Origin of the sequence: Ruegeria sp. HKCCD6157 (assembly GCF_013110685.1) — a bacterium.
Classification (GTDB): domain Bacteria; phylum Pseudomonadota; class Alphaproteobacteria; order Rhodobacterales; family Rhodobacteraceae; genus Ruegeria.
Genome location: NZ_WVRB01000001.1, coordinates 1637385 through 1653184, shown reverse-complemented (window position 1 = coordinate 1653184; position 15800 = coordinate 1637385). Strand labels below are relative to the sequence as shown.

Here is a 15800-nt window from a genome sequence, read left to right as displayed (position 1 = left end):
GAAACCTGCGCATAAAAAAGGCCCCGCTGAAACAGCGGAGCCTAAGATGAAAACACCTTGGATTTAGTTCAGAGCGTAAGTGATCTGAAACCCAACACTCCAGGCGCTGTTGCCGCTGAAGGTGGCTGTTTGCCCAAAGGCGCCATCTGCCGTTGCATCACCGATATCAGTGTAGCGTACGCCACCGGAAATTTTGGCATTCTCCAACGAATATGTTCCGCCCAGACCAATGCTCCAGAACCCGTCAGTCGGGCCGAGGTTGGATACAGGAGTACCCTGAGAAGACTCATAGCCTAGTGTTACAGCACCGCTGAACTCTTCCGAGAATTGATACCCCAAGCCCAACGAATAGGTGAAGGTCGCATCGTCGTAGTCAACAAGGTTGCTGGTCGGCGGGTAGTTTGGCGGGTTGTACACCAGCTGTGGCCAGTCGACCCAACGAACAGAACCAAACAACAGCGTTTTAGGCGCGACGCCCGTCTGAAAGTCCAGGTTGATCGACTGGGGCGTCTCAATTTCGCTGTTTGTGTTGAAGGTGGCCACGGTCCCGGGTGGAATCGGAGGGAACGGTGGTGGGTTCAGAGATTCTGTTTGCGATAGATCGTGGCTGATCTTGGAGTTATATGTCAGTGACACACGTGCTGCGATTTCCGGTTTCTCCCATGCAACCCCGATAACGTAGCCGAATGCAGTGTCGGCATCGGTGTCAACCTGGTACCCTGCTGCAAGCGGGACGGTGACAGAAGCCTTCACACGCTGTGCTCGAATACCGCCGATTGCGCTGAACCCGCCATCGAATTTGTAACGCAGCAATGCCGTAATGGCGTCAGTGTCTGCCGTTGCCCTCAAAACATCGGTACGACCACCCGGGATAGGGTTGATCGAAAGAGGGTAGGTGTTTGCGTATTCAATGTCGGCCCCAAAAGGCTGGTCATACATGATCGCGAAATCGAGCTTTTCGGTCAGTGACGTTTTATAACCCAGATGCGGTGTGAAAAAGTCGTTCGCAACCTCTCCGGAATCGACCGGCTGCCCGATATTTGGTCCAGCCAAAGCAGGCATGGTGCCCGTTACGCTGGGGTTGGTGTATCCCAACCGGAACTGAACTGCTGACCCTTCCTCGAAAATCAGGTTGATGCCCTGACCGCTTCGATCAAGGCCGCCTGCGTATCCTGCCGTCGCTCCAACGCACAAAGCGCAGGTCGCGAGTAGTGTTTTTTTCATTCTGTCCTCCCTAACAATCTCAGGCGGGTTTCAATGGCGTTTGGCTGAGTGTTACGAACGCCTATCCCGTGTATGATGAGCGATACTCTCTTTTTGGTTACTTTAAGGTCAACTGGTGACGGTGCGTTACGTATTGCGACTACTGTTTTCAACTGTTGCTAAACTGTTACGGCTTTCAGACCAGATATTCAGGAATATTCCTGAAAAGATGATCGCCGCACCGATCAGAACCCAATGGTCAATGGGTTCGTGGTATAGGATCATTCCGACCACAGCGATGGTGGGAAGCCTCGCAAAATCAAATGGGATCACAACTGTCGCCGGGGCGATCGCCAGCGCGTTGGTAATGCAGAAATGTGCCAGCAGTCCCGCCAGACCGACCAGAACCAAAAACGGAGCGGTTTGCGCCGTGGGCAATGCAATCTGCCCATCAAAACCGGCTGCGATGGCCCCAAGCACCGCCTGCATGGAAGTAAGCCAGAAAACGATGCACCCGATGCTGGCAAAACGAGTGAGTTTTTTTGTTGTAATCGTTGTAAATGCGAAGAAAATCGCAGACGCGGCTGCGGTAGCAAGGCCAGGGCTTAAAGGCGCACTGCCTGGGCGGGTGACAATAAGAACGCCAGCAAAACCGATAAGTGCTGCCGTTATTTTGAGGGGCGTCAGACGTTCGTTCAGCAGCAGCGGCGACAGCAGGATCACCCAAAGCGGCTGTGTGAATTCCAGCGCGAATACCTGCGCCAAAGGCGCAACAGCGACCGCATAGAACCAAAGATTCTGCCCTGTGAAATGCAGGGTGTTTCGCAGGGCGTGCAACCCCAGGCGTTGCGTGGAAACCTGAATCCAACCGCCTGTGGCCGTGAGTACGAGGGCGACAACAAGAAACCCGACGAGGCTTCGATACATCATGATCTCGAAGGTGTCGTGCACGAGGCTCAATTCGCGACCGGCAACCGCCATCGAGGAGAAGGACGCGATGGCTCCGGTCATCCACAAAGCGGCCTTGAATGTGTTTTTTTGTGTCAGATTCACGTACCGCACCCCGGCCTGGCCGCGCGGTCACGGCCTCGATATCGGGGCTTTCGCTACGCGATCAAAAAGATTGAATTCGTTGAATCATTGAAACGCTTATGAAGCGTCAGGTTCAAGGCCGTGCCCGACTTTTTCAGGCACGGCTAGGGAAGATTTCCCGGGATCGGGTCGTTTTGGCGTCGAACGCGATTGCGTTTTACCGGATCACTCCCACTCGATGGTTCCGGGGGGTTTCGAGGTGATGTCATATGTGCATCGGTTGATGCCTTTGACCTCGTTGATGATCCGGGTTGCCGTTTCGCCAAGGAACTCATGGCTAAACGGATAGTAATCCGCCGTCATCCCATCGACCGAGGTGACGGCCCGCAACGCACAGGCATAGTCATAGGTGCGCCCGTCACCCATCACGCCGACGGTGCGGACGGGAAGGATGGCGACGAAAGCCTGCCAGATGTCATCATAAAGCCCGTGTTTGCGGATCTGATCGATGTAGATCGCGTCGGCCTCGCGCAGAATCTCCAGCTTTTCGCGGGTGATCTCGCCGGGGCAGCGAATGGCCAGACCCGGACCGGGGAAGGGGTGGCGCCCGATGAAGCTCTGCGGCAGACCAAGCTCGCGACCCAAGGCACGGACTTCGTCTTTGAACAATTCGCGCAGCGGTTCGACCAGTTTCAAGCCCATCTTTTCCGGCAGGCCACCCACGTTATGGTGGGACTTGATCGTTACAGAAGGCCCGCCCGAGAACGACACCGATTCGATCACATCGGGATAGAGAGTGCCCTGAGCCAGGAATTCGGCGCCGTCGATGGTATCGGCGTGTTTCTGGAACACATCGATGAACAGTTTTCCGATGATTTTGCGTTTGGTCTCGGGGTCGCTCTGACCTTCCAGTTCGCCAAGGAACAACTCGGATTCGTCGGCGTGGATCAACTGAATGTTGTAGTTGTCCCGGAACATGCCAACGACTTCTTCGGCTTCATTCTTGCGCAGCAGCCCATGGTCGACAAAGACGCAAGTCAGCTGATCCCCGATTGCTTCGTGAATAAGGATCGCGGCAACCGAGCTGTCAACGCCACCGGACAATCCGCAAATGACCTTTTTGTCTCCGACTTGTTCGCGGATCTTGCGGATCATCTCTTCGCGATAGGCGCCCATGGTCCAGTCGCCTTTGAACCCGGCCAGCTTAACGAAGTTTTCATACAGTTTCGCGCCCTTTGGCGTATGGTGCACCTCGGGGTGAAACTGCACGGCGTAGAAGTGCCGCGATGGATCGGCCGTGATCGCATAAGGTGCGTTGGGTGAGGTTCCGAATACCTCGAACCCCGGTGCGATTTCACTGACATGGTCGCCATGGCTCATCCAGACTTGTTCATCGCCGTCCGCGAACCAGCCTTCCAGGATATCCAATTTGTCTTTGGGTGTAACAAATGCCCGACCAAACTCGGCTGTGCCATGGCCGCTTTCGACCTTGCCGCCAAGCTGATGCATCATCACCTGCTGACCATAGCAGATGCCCAGAATCGGAACGCCGTAATCAAAAATCTCTTGCGGGGCGCGGGGCGAGCCCTCGCGCGTTACGCTGTCCGGACCGCCCGAGAAAATCACGGCGCGCGGCGCCATTTCCCGCACGAAATCCATCGTGACATTCTGGTAAGGGTGAATTTCACAATAGACATTCAGCTCGCGCAGGCGGCGGGCGATAAGCTGCGTAACCTGGCTGCCGAAGTCGATGATCAGAAGGCGGTCGTGGGATGTCTGGGTCATAACCGGCTCATAAGTTGCAAGCCTTGCATGTGCAAGCGGTATGGCGTCATTTGGTACAAAAGCTGAGTCAAACCGGTGGAAAGATCAGGTGCCATGTCAAAGATCGAGTTCAGAACGGCTGATGTGGCGGATGCGGATAAGGTAACGCGGTGCCTGGAAAGTGCTTATGCAGATGCAATGAGCCGGATCGAAGATCTGCCGGACGTGACTGTCGGAATCGCGGATGACATCAAGACACACCGCGTCGTGCTTGCGATATCCGGCGGTATCGTCGGGGTCATCGTTTTTGACCAGGTTGACGACGCAATCATGGTTTTCAACCTTGCGGTTGCGCCCGAAGCCCAAGGGCAGGGGGTTGCGCGGCAATTGATGCAGTTCGCCGAAGAAGAAGCACAGGCGCGGAATCTGTCCAAGTTGAAGTTGCGAACTCATAAAATGATGAAAGACACGATTGCGATGTATCGGCACATGGGCTGGAAAGTGTCGGATCAGGCGGGCAGCGGCCTTACCATGGAGAAAGCGTTGGCGGCTGATCCTGACTGACCGGTAGCTTCTTGGTGGGGCGGCGATGTCGCTTTTCCCCCCAGAGCGCCGCAATCCCTATGCTTGAGTTCCGGCAAACCTGTATCAAAACGCTCAATCTAACCAATCAGACGGGATTTTCTCATGGCAGAGGCAAACACCCGGCGCAGGGCGAGAGGTGGCGGTGGCGCTGCCCGCCGTGCCGAGCGTACCGCAGTTCGTATCGAGACTGCGAAATACATCGAACGCAACATTCCGAATTTCGAGATTCTCAACGAAGAGGCGCTTGAGATTATCGAAAACAACGCTGAAACCGTGTTGGAAGAAATCGGCGTCAACTTTGTCGACAATCCAGCAGCTTTGGAGCGGTGGCGTGACGCGGGCGCAGATATCGACGGCGAGCGTGTGCGCATCCCGCGCGGTCTGGCGCGTGAACTGATCAAAACAGCCCCCAGCCATTTTACCCAGCACGCCCGCAACCCCGAAAAATCGGTTGTGATCGGTGGCCGCAACATGGTTCTGGCCCCGGTTTACGGTCCTCCGTTCGTGCGTGATGCACAGGGTGGTCGACGCTATGCAACCATGGACGATTTCAACAAGTTCGTGAAACTTGCCTACATGTCCAAGTGGTTGCACCACTCGGGCGGTACGGTGTGCGAGCCGACCGACATTCCGGTGAACAAGCGCCATCTGGACATGCTGAAGGCGCATATGACCCTGTCGGACAAGCCTTTCATGGGCTCGGTAACCGATCCCAGCCGGGCACAGGATTCGGTTGAAATGTGCGAAATCCTGTTCGGCAAGGAATTCGTGCAGGAAAACACCGTGATGACCTCGCTGACCAACATCAACTCGCCGATGACATTCGACGATGTGATGATGGGCTCGTTGGAGGTTTATGCGCGCAACAATCAGGCCTGCATCATCTCGCCCTTTATTGTGGGCGGAGCGATGGCGCCGGTCTCGGTGGCCGGTACTTTGACCCAGGTTCTGGCCGAGGTCATGGCCGGTGTTGCCTACAGCCAGATCATCCGCCCGGGTGCCCCCGCGATTTTCGGCGCGTTCGTGACGTCGATCGATATGAACTCGGGCGCACCCACCTTCGGCACACCAGAAGCCGCGCATATCACGTATGGTGCAGGCCAGCTGGCGCGTCGTCTGAACCTGCCATACCGCTCGGCAGGGTCGTTCTGCGGCTCGAAACTGCCGGACGCGCAGGCGGCCTACGAAACTGCGAATTCGCTGAACATGGGTCTGCTTTCGGGCGTGAATTTCATGCTGCATTCCTGCGGCTGGCTGGAAGGCGGTCTGGTCGCCGATTTCGAGAAGTTCGTCATGGATGCGGATCAGTTGGGCGTGCTGCATTCACTGGCCAAGGGCGTGGCCTATGATGAAAACGCGCAGGCCATGGACGCAATCCGCGAAGTAGGGCCGGGTGGTCACTATCTCGGCTGTGCCCATACGCAGGCCAACTTCAAGGAATCCTTCTGGAAATCCGAAGTGCTGGACTACAAGCCATATGAAACCTGGCAGGAAGAGGGTGCGCGTGACACGCGGGCTTTGGCCACGGCGCGAGTAGAACATTTGCTGGCCAATTATCAGCAACCACAGATGGACCCGGATACCGCGGCGGCGCTGGAAGCCTATATCGCCGAGAAAAAGGCCTCCATGCCGGATGCTTTCGCCTGATTATTTAAGAACCGAGGCGCGGCTGGCCTGATACAGCTGCGCCTCACCCAACAGCGCAATAAGCAGATCCAGATGCCGCACCAATGAGTAGGCGGCATCATCTTCTTTTCGCAGTTCATTTACCTCTTTCTCCATCTCAAGCAAACGCAGCAGCGCCTGACCTGAACCGGGCAGCGACCCGTATCCCAGAATACGTTGCAGATGCCTGTCCCGATTGTAATCCCGCGCCCCGAATCTGGCAGCACGCGCCAACATGCGTGGGCGGCGGAGGGTTGCGATCATTGTCATCAGGTCCTGCATGTTATGTGTCCTTTTTTCGGAAATTGATGGATCCTGTTTTTGCACAACTTAAGCGGGTGTTGCCTTGGTCAGAGTCTCCCCGAACGATGGTTTCACGACTGTTTATCTTTTTGAATCAAATCTGGTTCTTGCCTTGTGTGGTTAACGAACGAGTAACGAATGGACCTCTAGTTAGATTTGGTTAACCCACATTCCGAGGGCGAAAAGTGGCAGTTTGTTTTGTCGACGAGGGCAAATAATTATGGAAAACAACATGGCTTTCACCATTCCGGCATGGGTTCCAGAAGGGGCGCAAAGATACCTTGCTCATACCGAGACCGGTCGCTCGATCCGCGATATCGCGCGATCAGCCGGGTGCCATGCGTCAACTATCCTCAGGCAAATTCGACGCATCGAAATGCGCCGCGACGATCCACTGGTGGATGCGGCCTTGCAATCGCTCGCAGAGACACATTTTTCAGCTTCGGAGTGCGCAGACGGCCCGGCAAGCGGGTCAGAAAACGCGGCTGAAGAAGAATTTGAAAATGAGGCACTGCGTGTGTTGCGCCGCCTGAGCGAGACGGGTTCGGTCCTTGCCGTGGCCGAGGAAATGGACAAGGCGGTCGTCGTACGCGACACCGGCAATGCCGGGGCTACAAGAACCGCAGTCGTAGAGTGCAGGATCGCGCAGGCCCTGGCTTTGAAGGACTGGATCACCTGCGACAATCCCGGACGCATTTCGCGATATCGGATTTCCGCAGCGGGACGAACGGCGCTAAGTCATTTGATCGCCAAGGTAGAAAACAAGGCGCGTGCCGGGACTGACTTTGGTTTTGCCGAAGCTCAGAGTAGCTTTCAGGGCAAGCCTTCGGGCGGGTCCGCCGAGCGGGTCAAACGCATTCGGTACAGTGCTGCGGAAAGTCCGTTAATTGCATTGTCGCGCAGACGGGATCGTGACGGAAAACCGTTTCTGGATGACTCCCTCGTCAGCGCCGGCGAGCGCTTGCGCGAAGATTTTGAGCTGGCACAGATCGGCCCTCAGGTTTCGCAGAACTGGGATCGTTTTCTGACGACAGGTGGTCGAAGCAGTTTTGACAGTGAAAGCCATGGGGGAAAGGGGGCTTCTGATGCGAAGGACCGCGTTGCACGTGCCTTATCCGACCTGGGGCCAGGTCTGAGTGATGTTGCGTTGCGATGCTGTTGCTATCTGGAAGGGTTAGAGCTGGCGGAAAAGCGAATGGGTTGGTCAGCGCGGTCCGGCAAAATCGTCCTGCGTATCGCCCTGCAACGGCTGAAACGGCATTATCAGGAACAGGCGGAACGAGATCGGATGATCGGCTGATCAGAAAAAAAGGCCCGGTGTATACGGGCCTTTTCTTTGGATTTGCGGCTTAGGCCATTTCAGGTTCTGCTGACGCCTTCAGGTGTTTCATCAGGTTGTCCGGCGAGGACACGCCATAGGGATCTTCCGGGCAATTGTCCATCAGGCCGGGCTCTTCGAACCACGCCTCGACAACGCCATCATTGACGATGGCCGCATAGCGCCACGAGCGCATTCCGAAACCCAGATTGTCCTTGTCGACCAACATGCCCATTTTCCGGGTGAACTCCCCCGATCCGTCGGGGATGACTTTTACATTCTTCAGCTCCTGATCCTGGGCCCATTTGTTCATCACGAAACTGTCGTTTACGGACATGCAGTAAATTTCGTCGATTCCCATGGCTTTGAAATCGGCATAGCCGTTCTCAAACCCAGGCAGCTGATAAGTCGAACAGGTCGGGGTGAACGCACCCGGCAATGAGAACAGGATCACGCGCTTACCGGCGAAATAGTCAGCTGTCGTCTTGTCTTCCCAGCGGAATGGGTTTGGTCCTTCGATTGAATCGTCACGGACGCGGGTGTGAAAGGTCACGTCGGGCAGTTTTGCGCCGGTTTTCATAGTCAAACTCCTGTGATTCACATGTGATTTAGGTGTGAATTAAAACAGTTCTAAACCGCATTCAATCGCGTAAACGCTGCGATTGCGAATAAGGCCAACGTCTTGCTAGATATTGAAATTAAATTGCAAATACGAATACGCGCATGATGTATTTCTGCGCTTGCGAGGGTACAACGCATAGCGGCTATGCGCCGCTGGTCTAACACCGCGCTTCTGACTATGTTATGAGCAACAAGAGTTGACCCAAAGTCAGGAAAACGACCGTGCGAGATCTGAAGATCCCCGAAGAGCGCCATCCGGAAAAAGCCCATCGTCCGGACAATGCACAGCCCAAAAAGCCAAATTGGATCAGGGTCAAGGCACCTGGTGGCAAAGGCTATGCGGATACGCGGCGGATCATGCGCGACAACAATCTGGTGACGGTCTGCGAAGAAGCAGGGTGCCCCAACGTAGGAGAATGCTGGAGCCAGGGTCATGCCACCATGATGATCATGGGCGAGATTTGTACGCGCGGCTGCACCTTCTGCAACATTGCAACCGGTCGCCCCGACGATCTTGACGCGTTTGAACCCGGTCGCGTGGCCCATGCGGTCGAAAAACTTGGCCTGAACCACGTGGTGATCACCTCGGTGGACCGTGACGACCTGCAAGACGGAGGGGCCGAGCACTTTGCGCAGACAATCCGCGCGGTACGTCATCGTTCTCCGAAAACCACGATCGAGATTCTGACGCCGGATTTCCTGAAATGCGACAACACTGTCCTTGAGATTGTGGTCGAAGCGAAACCGGATGTGTTCAACCACAATCTGGAAACGGTGCCGGGTCTCTACCCCGAAGTGCGCCCGGGTGCGCGGTACTTTCATTCCCTGCGCCTGCTACAGCGGGTGAAAGAGCTTGATCCGTCGATCTTCACCAAATCGGGCATCATGGTCGGGTTGGGCGAAAACGAACAGCAAGTGCGCCAGGTCATGGATGACATGCGCGCGGCGGATATCGATTTCCTGACCATCGGCCAGTATCTGCAACCGACTCCGAAACATCACGGAGTGGATCGGTTCGTAACCCCGGAAGAATTCGCATCTTACGAAAAAGCGGCCTATGGCAAGGGGTTCCTGATGGTATCCGCAACGCCTCTGACCCGGTCTTCGTACCACGCGGGTGACGATTTCGCTCGGCTTCGCGCGGCCCGGCAAGCAAAGCTACAGCAAGCGTGACACCCGAGCGGATCGCGCAGCTCATCCGCCTGCGCCACGAGTTTCACCAACAGCCGGAGCTTTCGGGGCAAGAGGAGCATACCGCAACGCGGGTTGCGGATCTTTTGCGCCAAGCGGGTGCGGACAGGGTTCTGTGCGGCATCGGCGGGCACGGTGTTGCGGCCGTTTACGAAAGCGGTGTTCCCGGCCCCACGGTTGGAATTCGATGCGAGCTGGATGGGCTGCCAATTCAGGAACTCGCGGATCTGGAATATGCGTCTCAGATTGCAGGCAAGGGGCATCTGTGCGGCCATGATGGCCACATGGTGATGGTTCTCGGGGTGGCGGAGGCGTTGAAGGAACAGCGCCCGAAATCTGGCCGCGTGGTTCTGATTTTCCAACCCGCCGAGGAAACAGGACATGGTGCGATTGCTTATCGGGCCGATCCTCAGTTCGCTGAGGTTTCCCCTGACATCGTGCTGTCTCTGCATAATTTGCCGGGGCTGGAACTGGGGGCGGTGGAACTGTGTGAAGGTCCCGCGAATTGTGCTTCGCGCGGGATGCAAATCGTTCTGACAGGCAAAACCTCACACGCAGCCGCCCCTCAGGACGGCGTGTCACCGGCAGGTGCTTTGTCCACGTTGATTCCGGCATTGGCCAACTTGGGGGCGGGTGGCGACTTGGATGACACCTACGCTTTGACCACGGTCACCCACGCCACACTGGGCGAGCGCACAGTCGGTGTCGCACCGGGGCAAGCCGAACTGTGGGTAACCCTGCGCACGGTTTCGGACGCGCGGATGGAAAGCCTGATGGCAGAGGCCGAAACTCTGGTCAAAAACACGGCGGAGGCCGAAGGTCTGGCGTTCGAAATCAGCTATGACGAGGTGTTCGAAGCCTGCGTCAATGACCTTGAAACCGTTTCGGTTTTGGCCAAAGCCTGTGCCGATCGGGGCGTCGCGTGCAGGCTGGTCGATCAGCCACAGCGTTTTTCCGAAGACTTCGGCCAATTTGGCAAAGGCGCGCAGGCGGCCATGTTCTGGTTGGGGGCGGGGCAGGACCATCCGCAACTGCACAACCCGGATTACGATTTCCCGGATGCGCTTATTCCGATTGGAACCGGGGTTTTCCTGAGCGCGATTGATGTCGCACTTAGCAACACCTACTAGACGCCATCCACTTATTTGACCAGATCACCAACGATTCCAACGGCTTCTATAACTGTCTTTGTATCATCAGATATTGAGAGTATTTCATCATTCACCCGGATATAGCGCTGGCCGGGCCCCAAAGGCTTGAGCTTCCAGTTGTCGAGATCGTCGATATAGTCAAAACTCAGATCACCCGGCAGCTTCTGCCCGCGCGTGTATCTTTTGATTTGACCGGGCGGTACGGCTTTGCCGTTTGACTTGATGGATTTCTCTACCTTGTTTTTATTGGCACCTTGCCCTTTGCCCTTGTTGTCTTTTGCAGCACCCGAACTTGCAAGTGCCACGATCGCTATAACGACGCCGGCTGTCGCAACTACACGCTTCATCCATAATCCTCCCGAGCTGATAGGAAGAGTAAGGGCGCGCAAATAAGTTTGTCTATTATTATTCGGGTTTTTGAATTTGAGGCGCTGGGTAGCCACTCAAATTGCCCGGGTAAAGTGCGGCTAGTCCTCGGTGAACCGGACTTTGCCGATAAACGGCAGGTTGCGGTTGCGCTGAGCGTAATCGATCCCGTAACCCACGACGAATTCATCGGGAATTTCAAAGCCTATCCAGTCTGACCGGAAATCAACTTCGCGACGGCTGGGTTTGTCGAGCAGGGCAATCGACTTGAGCCGTTTCGGCTTGCGGCTGCGCAGCAGGTTGGTGACGTGGTTCAGTGTGTGCCCGGTGTCAACGATATCTTCGACCACCAGCACGTCGCGGCCTTCGATCGCGCCGCGCAAGTCCTTGAGAATGCGCACTTCCCGGCTGCTCTCCATCGAATCGCCATACGAGGACGCCTCAAGGAAATCCACTTCGATCGGCAGGTCCAGTTCCCGCACCAGATCGGCGATGAAAACGAAACTGCCGCGCAGCAATCCCACGACGACAAGCTTGTCGGTATCGCCGAACTCATCCGTAATTTCGCGGCATAACTCTTCGATCCGCGCCGCGATGGCCTTGGCCGAGATCATCTCATCTATCACATATGCGCGGTTAGTCATCGCAGCCCCCTTGATCTTTGGCGCGCAACATACGACATGACGCGCCATTGTCACCTGCAAATACCGGACATCATGCCAATCCATTCGGAAACCCGCCACCTGCCATACACAGCCCAGCAGATGTATGATCTTGTTGCGGATGTGGGCAGCTACCCAAAGTTTCTGCCCTGGTGCGCCGCGGCCCGGATCCGCAAGACCTATGCGGTTGGTGAGGCCGAGGTGATGGAGGCGGATCTGGTCATCTCGTTCAAGGTGTTCCGCGAACGGTTCGGCAGCCGGGTGACCCTGTTTCCAGATCAGAAGAAGATCGATACCGAGTATCTGGACGGGCCTTTCAAATACATGAAATCCGACTGGCAGTTCGAGGACGCGCCCGACGGGGGCTGCAACATCTCGTTCCATGTGGATTTCGAGTTCAAGAACGCGATCCTTCAAGGGATCATCGGCGTTGTGTTCAACGAAGCCATGCAGCGGATCGTCCGCGCCTTCGAGGCGCGTGCGAAAGAACTCTACGGCTAGGTCTTTACGCGGCAAAGGCGCACGCTAGACTGCGCTCATGACGGATTTCACAGCAGCATTGGCCACCTTCGCGGCGGGCCCGGTTTCAACGACGGCTCAGGCGCGGATTGTCACGTCGCTGTCCGTTCTGGATTGGATTGCAGTTGGTCGTGCAGGGGCGTCTGAGCCGGTGTCCTGCATAGTTCGCGATATGGTTCTGGCCGAGGGCGGGAACGCTCAGGCCCATCTGTTCGGAGGGGGCGCGGCCCCATTGCGCGGCGCAGCTTTGGTGAATGGAACCATATCCCACGCGCTGGATTACGATGACACGCATTTCGCGCATATCGGGCATCCGTCAGTCGCCATCCTGCCTGCGACCCTTGCCGTTGCCGAGTGGGATGACCGCATTCTGGTTGATCTGCTCGAAGCCGCGCTGGTCGGTATGGAAACGTCAATCCGTGTCGGCCTGTGGCTGGGCAGGGGGCATTATCAGGCCGGGTTTCACCAGACAGCGACATCCGGTGCATTCGGGGCCGCTGTCGCCGCGGGGCGGTTGCTTGGATTCGACAAGATCCAGATGCGGTCCGTATTGGGTTTGACGGCAACGCGCGCGGCCGGGCTGAAGGCCCAGTTCGGAACAATGGGCAAGCCTTACAATGCCGGGTTTGCCGCTTCGGCAGGGGTCGAGGCGGCTGTGCTTGTTCAGCGTGGATTTCAACCCAACGCCGACGCGCTGGAAGGCACGTATGGATTTGGCGCGACCCATCAGGGTGCAGCGGATCAAAGCGCGCTGGATGGTTTGGGTGATGAATGGTTGTTCGAAACAGTCAGCCACAAATTCCACGCCTGTTGTCACGGCCTGCACGCGGCGTTGGAGGCGGCGCGCGCGCTGGACATCGCGGAACCCGAAGTGGCCGAGATCAAAATCAAAACCCATCCCCGTTGGATGAGTGTGTGCAATCAGCTGTCGCCCACAACCGGGCTTGGAGCCAAGTTCTCTTACCGGACGGTCATCGCAATGCAGGCGCTGGGATACGATACGGCTTTACCGGGCAGCTACACCGACAAGGTCTGCGCGGACCCGCGCATTACGTCTCTGCAAGATCGCATCACGGTCGAAGCGGATGAAAACCTGTCGGAAACGCAGGCGCATCTGGCCTTGTTGCGTCGCGACGGAATCCGCCGCGACGCGACGCATGACCTCATGACCCCAATGTCGCTGTCTGACCGCGAGGATCGTGTGCGCGTCAAAGCGTCGAAGCTGATTGGAACGGATGAGGCGGACGCGATCTGGTCGATGCTGCGCACCGGCGGTCGCGCCCGTGATCTGGCCGAACGTATGGCGGGTTAAGCCACGCTCCAGTGCAGCGGAAAGCCCGGGTCGAACACCGTGACAGGTCCTTCGCCGGTGTCGATCTTTGACGGGTATGCAACCGGCTCGCCTTTGGTCAGGGTAATCGTCTCTTGGTTCACAGGCAGGCGGTAAAAGCCCGGCCCGTTGAGCGAGACGAACGCCTCGAGCTGGTCCAGCGCACCTTTGCGGTCGAACATCTCGGCCACCAGAGACACGGTATTCGTCGCGGTGAAACACCCCGCGCAGCCGCAGGCCATTTCCTTGTTTGCATCCGTGTGCGGAGCGCTGTCCGTGCCTAGGAAGAACCTCGGGTCGCCCGAGGTGGCGGCAGCCAGCAGGGCCAGGCGATGTTCCTCGCGCTTGGCGACCGGCAGGCAATAGTAATGCGGTTTGATCCCGCCCACCAGAATATGGTTGCGGTTGATGATCAGGTGGTGCGCGGTGATCGTCGCACCCAGATCCGCATCGTTGGCTTCGACATAGTCCACGCCATTGGACGTGGTGATATGTTCCATCACCACGCGCAGACCCGGCGTCGATTCTCGGATCGGGTCCAGAACGCGGTCGATGAACACGGCCTCGCGGTCAAAGATGTCGATCTCGGCGTCGGTCACTTCGCCATGGACACACATGGGCAGGCCGATCTCGGCCATTTTTTCCAGAACCGGGCGCACTTTGTCAAAGTCGCGCACGCCCGAGGCCGAATTGGTCGTGGCCCCTGCGGGGTACAGCTTGACCGCTTTTATCAGCCCGCTGGCATGGGCGGCCGCGACGTCCTGCGCATCTGTATCCTCGGTCAGGTACAGGGTCATCAGTGGCTCGAACGTCATACCGTCGGGCAACGCAGCCATGATACGGTCACGGTAAGCGGCGGCCTGATCGCCGCGTACAACCGGTGGCACGAGGTTCGGCATTATGATTGCACGGGCGAAATGACGTGCAGTTTCGGGCAGAACGGCCTGCAACATGGCGCCATCGCGCAGATGCAGATGCCAATCGTCGGGGCGGCGGATCGTGAGGGTATCAGTCATGGCCTTCCGCTAGCATAGCTGCCCCGAAAGACCAACCAGCCCGGTACGAGTTGCCGAAAAAACTTGTCAACCAACCGGAACGTCGTAGCTCTGACAGGGGCTGGGGCCTTGACGCAAAGGCGCTTGCGTGACCTGTTTGTCCGCGAAGTAGAGAGGATTTCCATGACGCAGCCAAATTCCATCGATGCCGTGCAGCAGATGCTGGGACGTCAGGGCTATGTCTGCGGGCGGGCCCTTGCCACGGTTGTGTTCCTGTCGCTCAAGCTTGGACGCCCGTTGTTTCTGGAAGGTGAAGCCGGAGTTGGAAAGACGGAAATCGCCAAGGCGCTGGCATCCGGTCTGAACCGCCGTTTGATCCGGTTGCAGTGCTACGAAGGTCTGGACGCGTCCTCGGCCGTTTACGAATGGAACTTTCCGGCGCAGATGGTCGCGATCCGAACGGCCGAAGCTTCGGGCGGGGCCGACAGGGGCGCGTTGCAGGCGGAACTGTTTTCGGATGAATACCTGATCGAACGCCCCTTGCTGCAAGCAATGCGCCCCGACGAAAACGGAGCACCGGTTCTTCTGATCGACGAACTGGACCGAACCGATGAACCGTTCGAAGCCTTTCTGCTGGAAGCTCTGAGTGATTTTCAGGTCACGATCCCTGAACTGGGCACTGTTGCAGCACCCCAACCACCCATTGTGATTGTCACGTCGAACCGGACTCGCGAAGTGCACGATGCCCTCAAGCGTCGCTGCCTGTATCACTGGGTCGATTATCCCGATTTCGAACGCGAGATCGAAATTCTGCACGCGCGCGCGCCCGAGGCCGCCGATGCGCTCAGCCGCGAAGTCGTGGCTTTCGTTCAGCGTCTGCGCACCGAGGATCTGTTCAAGAAACCCGGCGTGGCCGAAACCATTGACTGGGCCAAATGTCTGCTGGCGCTGGACGTGATGAACCTTAGTCCCGAGGTGATCGGTGACACGCTGGGGGCGATCCTGAAATATCAGGACGACATCCAGAAGCTGCAAGGGTCTGAGGCCAAGCGCATTCTGGATGAGGCCAAAGCGACCCTTGAGCCGGCCTGACGC

Annotated in this window: 16 protein-coding genes; 8 read left to right on the top strand and 8 right to left on the bottom strand. The window is 57.1% G+C overall.

Going from position 1 to position 15800, the window contains the following annotated elements; genetic code table 11:
* Positions 1 to 63 precede the first annotated feature (63 nt).
* From GS612_RS07960 to guaA, 3 genes are all read right to left on the bottom strand, one after another.
* Complete coding sequence (locus GS612_RS07960) at positions 64 to 1224, bottom strand: OmpP1/FadL family transporter (RefSeq protein ID WP_152457810.1); 1161 nt, start codon at positions 1222 to 1224, stop codon at positions 64 to 66.
* Positions 1225 to 1350: 126 nt separating this feature from the next.
* Entirely contained in the window at positions 1351 to 2250 is a 900-nt protein-coding gene (locus tag GS612_RS07955; protein ID WP_256367758.1) for a DMT family transporter, read from the bottom strand.
* A 210-nt stretch (positions 2251 to 2460) separates the two neighbouring features.
* The gene (gene guaA, locus GS612_RS07950; protein WP_171639596.1) at positions 2461 to 4020 is read right to left on the bottom strand and encodes a glutamine-hydrolyzing GMP synthase; all 1560 of its coding nucleotides are present in this window, start codon (positions 4018 to 4020) and stop codon (positions 2461 to 2463) included.
* Positions 4021 to 4113: 93 nt separating this feature from the next.
* Here guaA and GS612_RS07945 point away from each other — a divergent pair, with 93 nt between their 5' ends.
* Positions 4114 to 4563 carry a GNAT family N-acetyltransferase gene (locus GS612_RS07945; protein WP_171231733.1) on the top strand — a complete coding sequence of 150 codons (450 nt, stop codon included), beginning with the start codon at positions 4114 to 4116 and terminating at the stop codon, positions 4561 to 4563.
* 123 nt (positions 4564 to 4686) lie between these two features.
* The gene (locus GS612_RS07940) at positions 4687 to 6231 is read left to right on the top strand and encodes a trimethylamine methyltransferase family protein (protein ID WP_171328606.1); all 1545 of its coding nucleotides are present in this window, start codon (positions 4687 to 4689) and stop codon (positions 6229 to 6231) included.
* On the opposite strand, the gene GS612_RS07935 is transcribed toward GS612_RS07940, so the two are convergent.
* Complete coding sequence (locus tag GS612_RS07935) at positions 6232 to 6531, bottom strand: DUF6477 family protein (protein WP_171639595.1); 300 nt, start codon at positions 6529 to 6531, stop codon at positions 6232 to 6234.
* 241 nt (positions 6532 to 6772) lie between these two features.
* On the opposite strand from GS612_RS07935, the gene GS612_RS07930 reads away from it, so the two are divergent.
* Complete coding sequence (locus tag GS612_RS07930) at positions 6773 to 7852, top strand: DUF6456 domain-containing protein (protein WP_171639594.1); 1080 nt, start codon at positions 6773 to 6775, stop codon at positions 7850 to 7852.
* A 49-nt stretch (positions 7853 to 7901) separates the two neighbouring features.
* Here the strand turns inward: GS612_RS07930 and GS612_RS07925 are convergent, their stop codons facing one another.
* On the bottom strand, positions 7902 to 8450 hold the full coding sequence (locus tag GS612_RS07925; RefSeq protein WP_171639593.1) for a peroxiredoxin: 549 nt from the start codon (positions 8448 to 8450) through the stop codon (positions 7902 to 7904).
* A gap of 263 nt (positions 8451 to 8713) precedes the next feature.
* Here GS612_RS07925 and lipA point away from each other — a divergent pair, with 263 nt between their 5' ends.
* Together lipA and GS612_RS07915 are read left to right on the top strand one after the other, a co-directional pair.
* Positions 8714 to 9664, top strand: a complete 951-nt coding sequence (lipA, locus tag GS612_RS07920) for a lipoyl synthase (RefSeq protein WP_171228645.1) — start codon at positions 8714 to 8716, stop codon at positions 9662 to 9664.
* Positions 9661 to 10812 (top strand): amidohydrolase, encoded by a 1152-nt coding sequence (locus tag GS612_RS07915; protein ID WP_171639592.1) that lies wholly within the window; start codon positions 9661 to 9663, stop codon positions 10810 to 10812. The genes lipA and GS612_RS07915 overlap by 4 nt, the downstream gene beginning before the upstream one ends.
* Positions 10813 to 10823: 11 nt before the next feature.
* Here GS612_RS07915 and GS612_RS07910 read toward each other — a convergent pair whose 3' ends face one another.
* Entirely contained in the window at positions 10824 to 11180 is a 357-nt protein-coding gene (locus GS612_RS07910) for a hypothetical protein (RefSeq protein WP_171639591.1), read from the bottom strand.
* A gap of 120 nt (positions 11181 to 11300) precedes the next feature.
* Complete coding sequence (gene hpt / locus GS612_RS07905) at positions 11301 to 11843, bottom strand: hypoxanthine phosphoribosyltransferase (protein ID WP_152457820.1); 543 nt, start codon at positions 11841 to 11843, stop codon at positions 11301 to 11303.
* 72 nt (positions 11844 to 11915) lie between these two features.
* Here hpt and GS612_RS07900 point away from each other — a divergent pair, with 72 nt between their 5' ends.
* Together GS612_RS07900 and GS612_RS07895 are read left to right on the top strand one after the other, a co-directional pair.
* Complete coding sequence (locus GS612_RS07900; protein WP_171639590.1) at positions 11916 to 12362, top strand: type II toxin-antitoxin system RatA family toxin; 447 nt, start codon at positions 11916 to 11918, stop codon at positions 12360 to 12362.
* A 37-nt stretch (positions 12363 to 12399) separates the two neighbouring features.
* Positions 12400 to 13692: an MmgE/PrpD family protein gene (locus GS612_RS07895; RefSeq protein WP_171639589.1), complete on the top strand. Its 1293-nt coding sequence runs from the start codon at positions 12400 to 12402 to the stop codon at positions 13690 to 13692.
* On the opposite strand, the gene pyrC is transcribed toward GS612_RS07895, so the two are convergent.
* Positions 13689 to 14726, bottom strand: coding sequence for a dihydroorotase (pyrC, locus tag GS612_RS07890; protein ID WP_171639588.1), 1038 nt, complete (start codon positions 14724 to 14726; stop codon positions 13689 to 13691). The two genes, GS612_RS07895 and pyrC, sit on opposite strands and share 4 nt — an antisense overlap.
* 162 nt (positions 14727 to 14888) lie before the next feature.
* On the opposite strand from pyrC, the gene GS612_RS07885 reads away from it, so the two are divergent.
* Positions 14889 to 15797, top strand: coding sequence for a MoxR family ATPase (locus tag GS612_RS07885; protein WP_152457823.1), 909 nt, complete (start codon positions 14889 to 14891; stop codon positions 15795 to 15797).
* The last annotated feature ends 3 nt before the right edge of the window (positions 15798 to 15800 follow it).

Bases quoted from the DNA above. Each gene is read 5' to 3' on its own strand.
- GS612_RS07960 (WP_152457810.1), bottom strand. From the start codon at position 1,224: ATGAAAAAAACACTACTCGCGACCTGCGCTTTGTGCGTTGGAGCGACG.
- guaA (WP_171639596.1), bottom strand. From the start codon at position 4,020: ATGACCCAGACATCCCACGACCGCCTTCTGATCATCGACTTCGGCAGC.
- GS612_RS07945 (WP_171231733.1), top strand. From the start codon at position 4,114: ATGTCAAAGATCGAGTTCAGAACGGCTGATGTGGCGGATGCGGATAAG.
- GS612_RS07940 (WP_171328606.1), top strand. From the start codon at position 4,687: ATGGCAGAGGCAAACACCCGGCGCAGGGCGAGAGGTGGCGGTGGCGCT.
- GS612_RS07935 (WP_171639595.1), bottom strand. From the start codon at position 6,531: ATGCAGGACCTGATGACAATGATCGCAACCCTCCGCCGCCCACGCATG.
- GS612_RS07930 (WP_171639594.1), top strand. From the start codon at position 6,773: ATGGAAAACAACATGGCTTTCACCATTCCGGCATGGGTTCCAGAAGGG.
- GS612_RS07925 (WP_171639593.1), bottom strand. From the start codon at position 8,450: ATGAAAACCGGCGCAAAACTGCCCGACGTGACCTTTCACACCCGCGTC.
- GS612_RS07910 (WP_171639591.1), bottom strand. From the start codon at position 11,180: ATGAAGCGTGTAGTTGCGACAGCCGGCGTCGTTATAGCGATCGTGGCA.
- hpt (WP_152457820.1), bottom strand. From the start codon at position 11,843: ATGACTAACCGCGCATATGTGATAGATGAGATGATCTCGGCCAAGGCC.
- GS612_RS07900 (WP_171639590.1), top strand. From the start codon at position 11,916: ATGCCAATCCATTCGGAAACCCGCCACCTGCCATACACAGCCCAGCAG.
- GS612_RS07895 (WP_171639589.1), top strand. From the start codon at position 12,400: ATGACGGATTTCACAGCAGCATTGGCCACCTTCGCGGCGGGCCCGGTT.
- pyrC (WP_171639588.1), bottom strand. From the start codon at position 14,726: ATGACTGATACCCTCACGATCCGCCGCCCCGACGATTGGCATCTGCAT.
- GS612_RS07885 (WP_152457823.1), top strand. From the start codon at position 14,889: ATGACGCAGCCAAATTCCATCGATGCCGTGCAGCAGATGCTGGGACGT.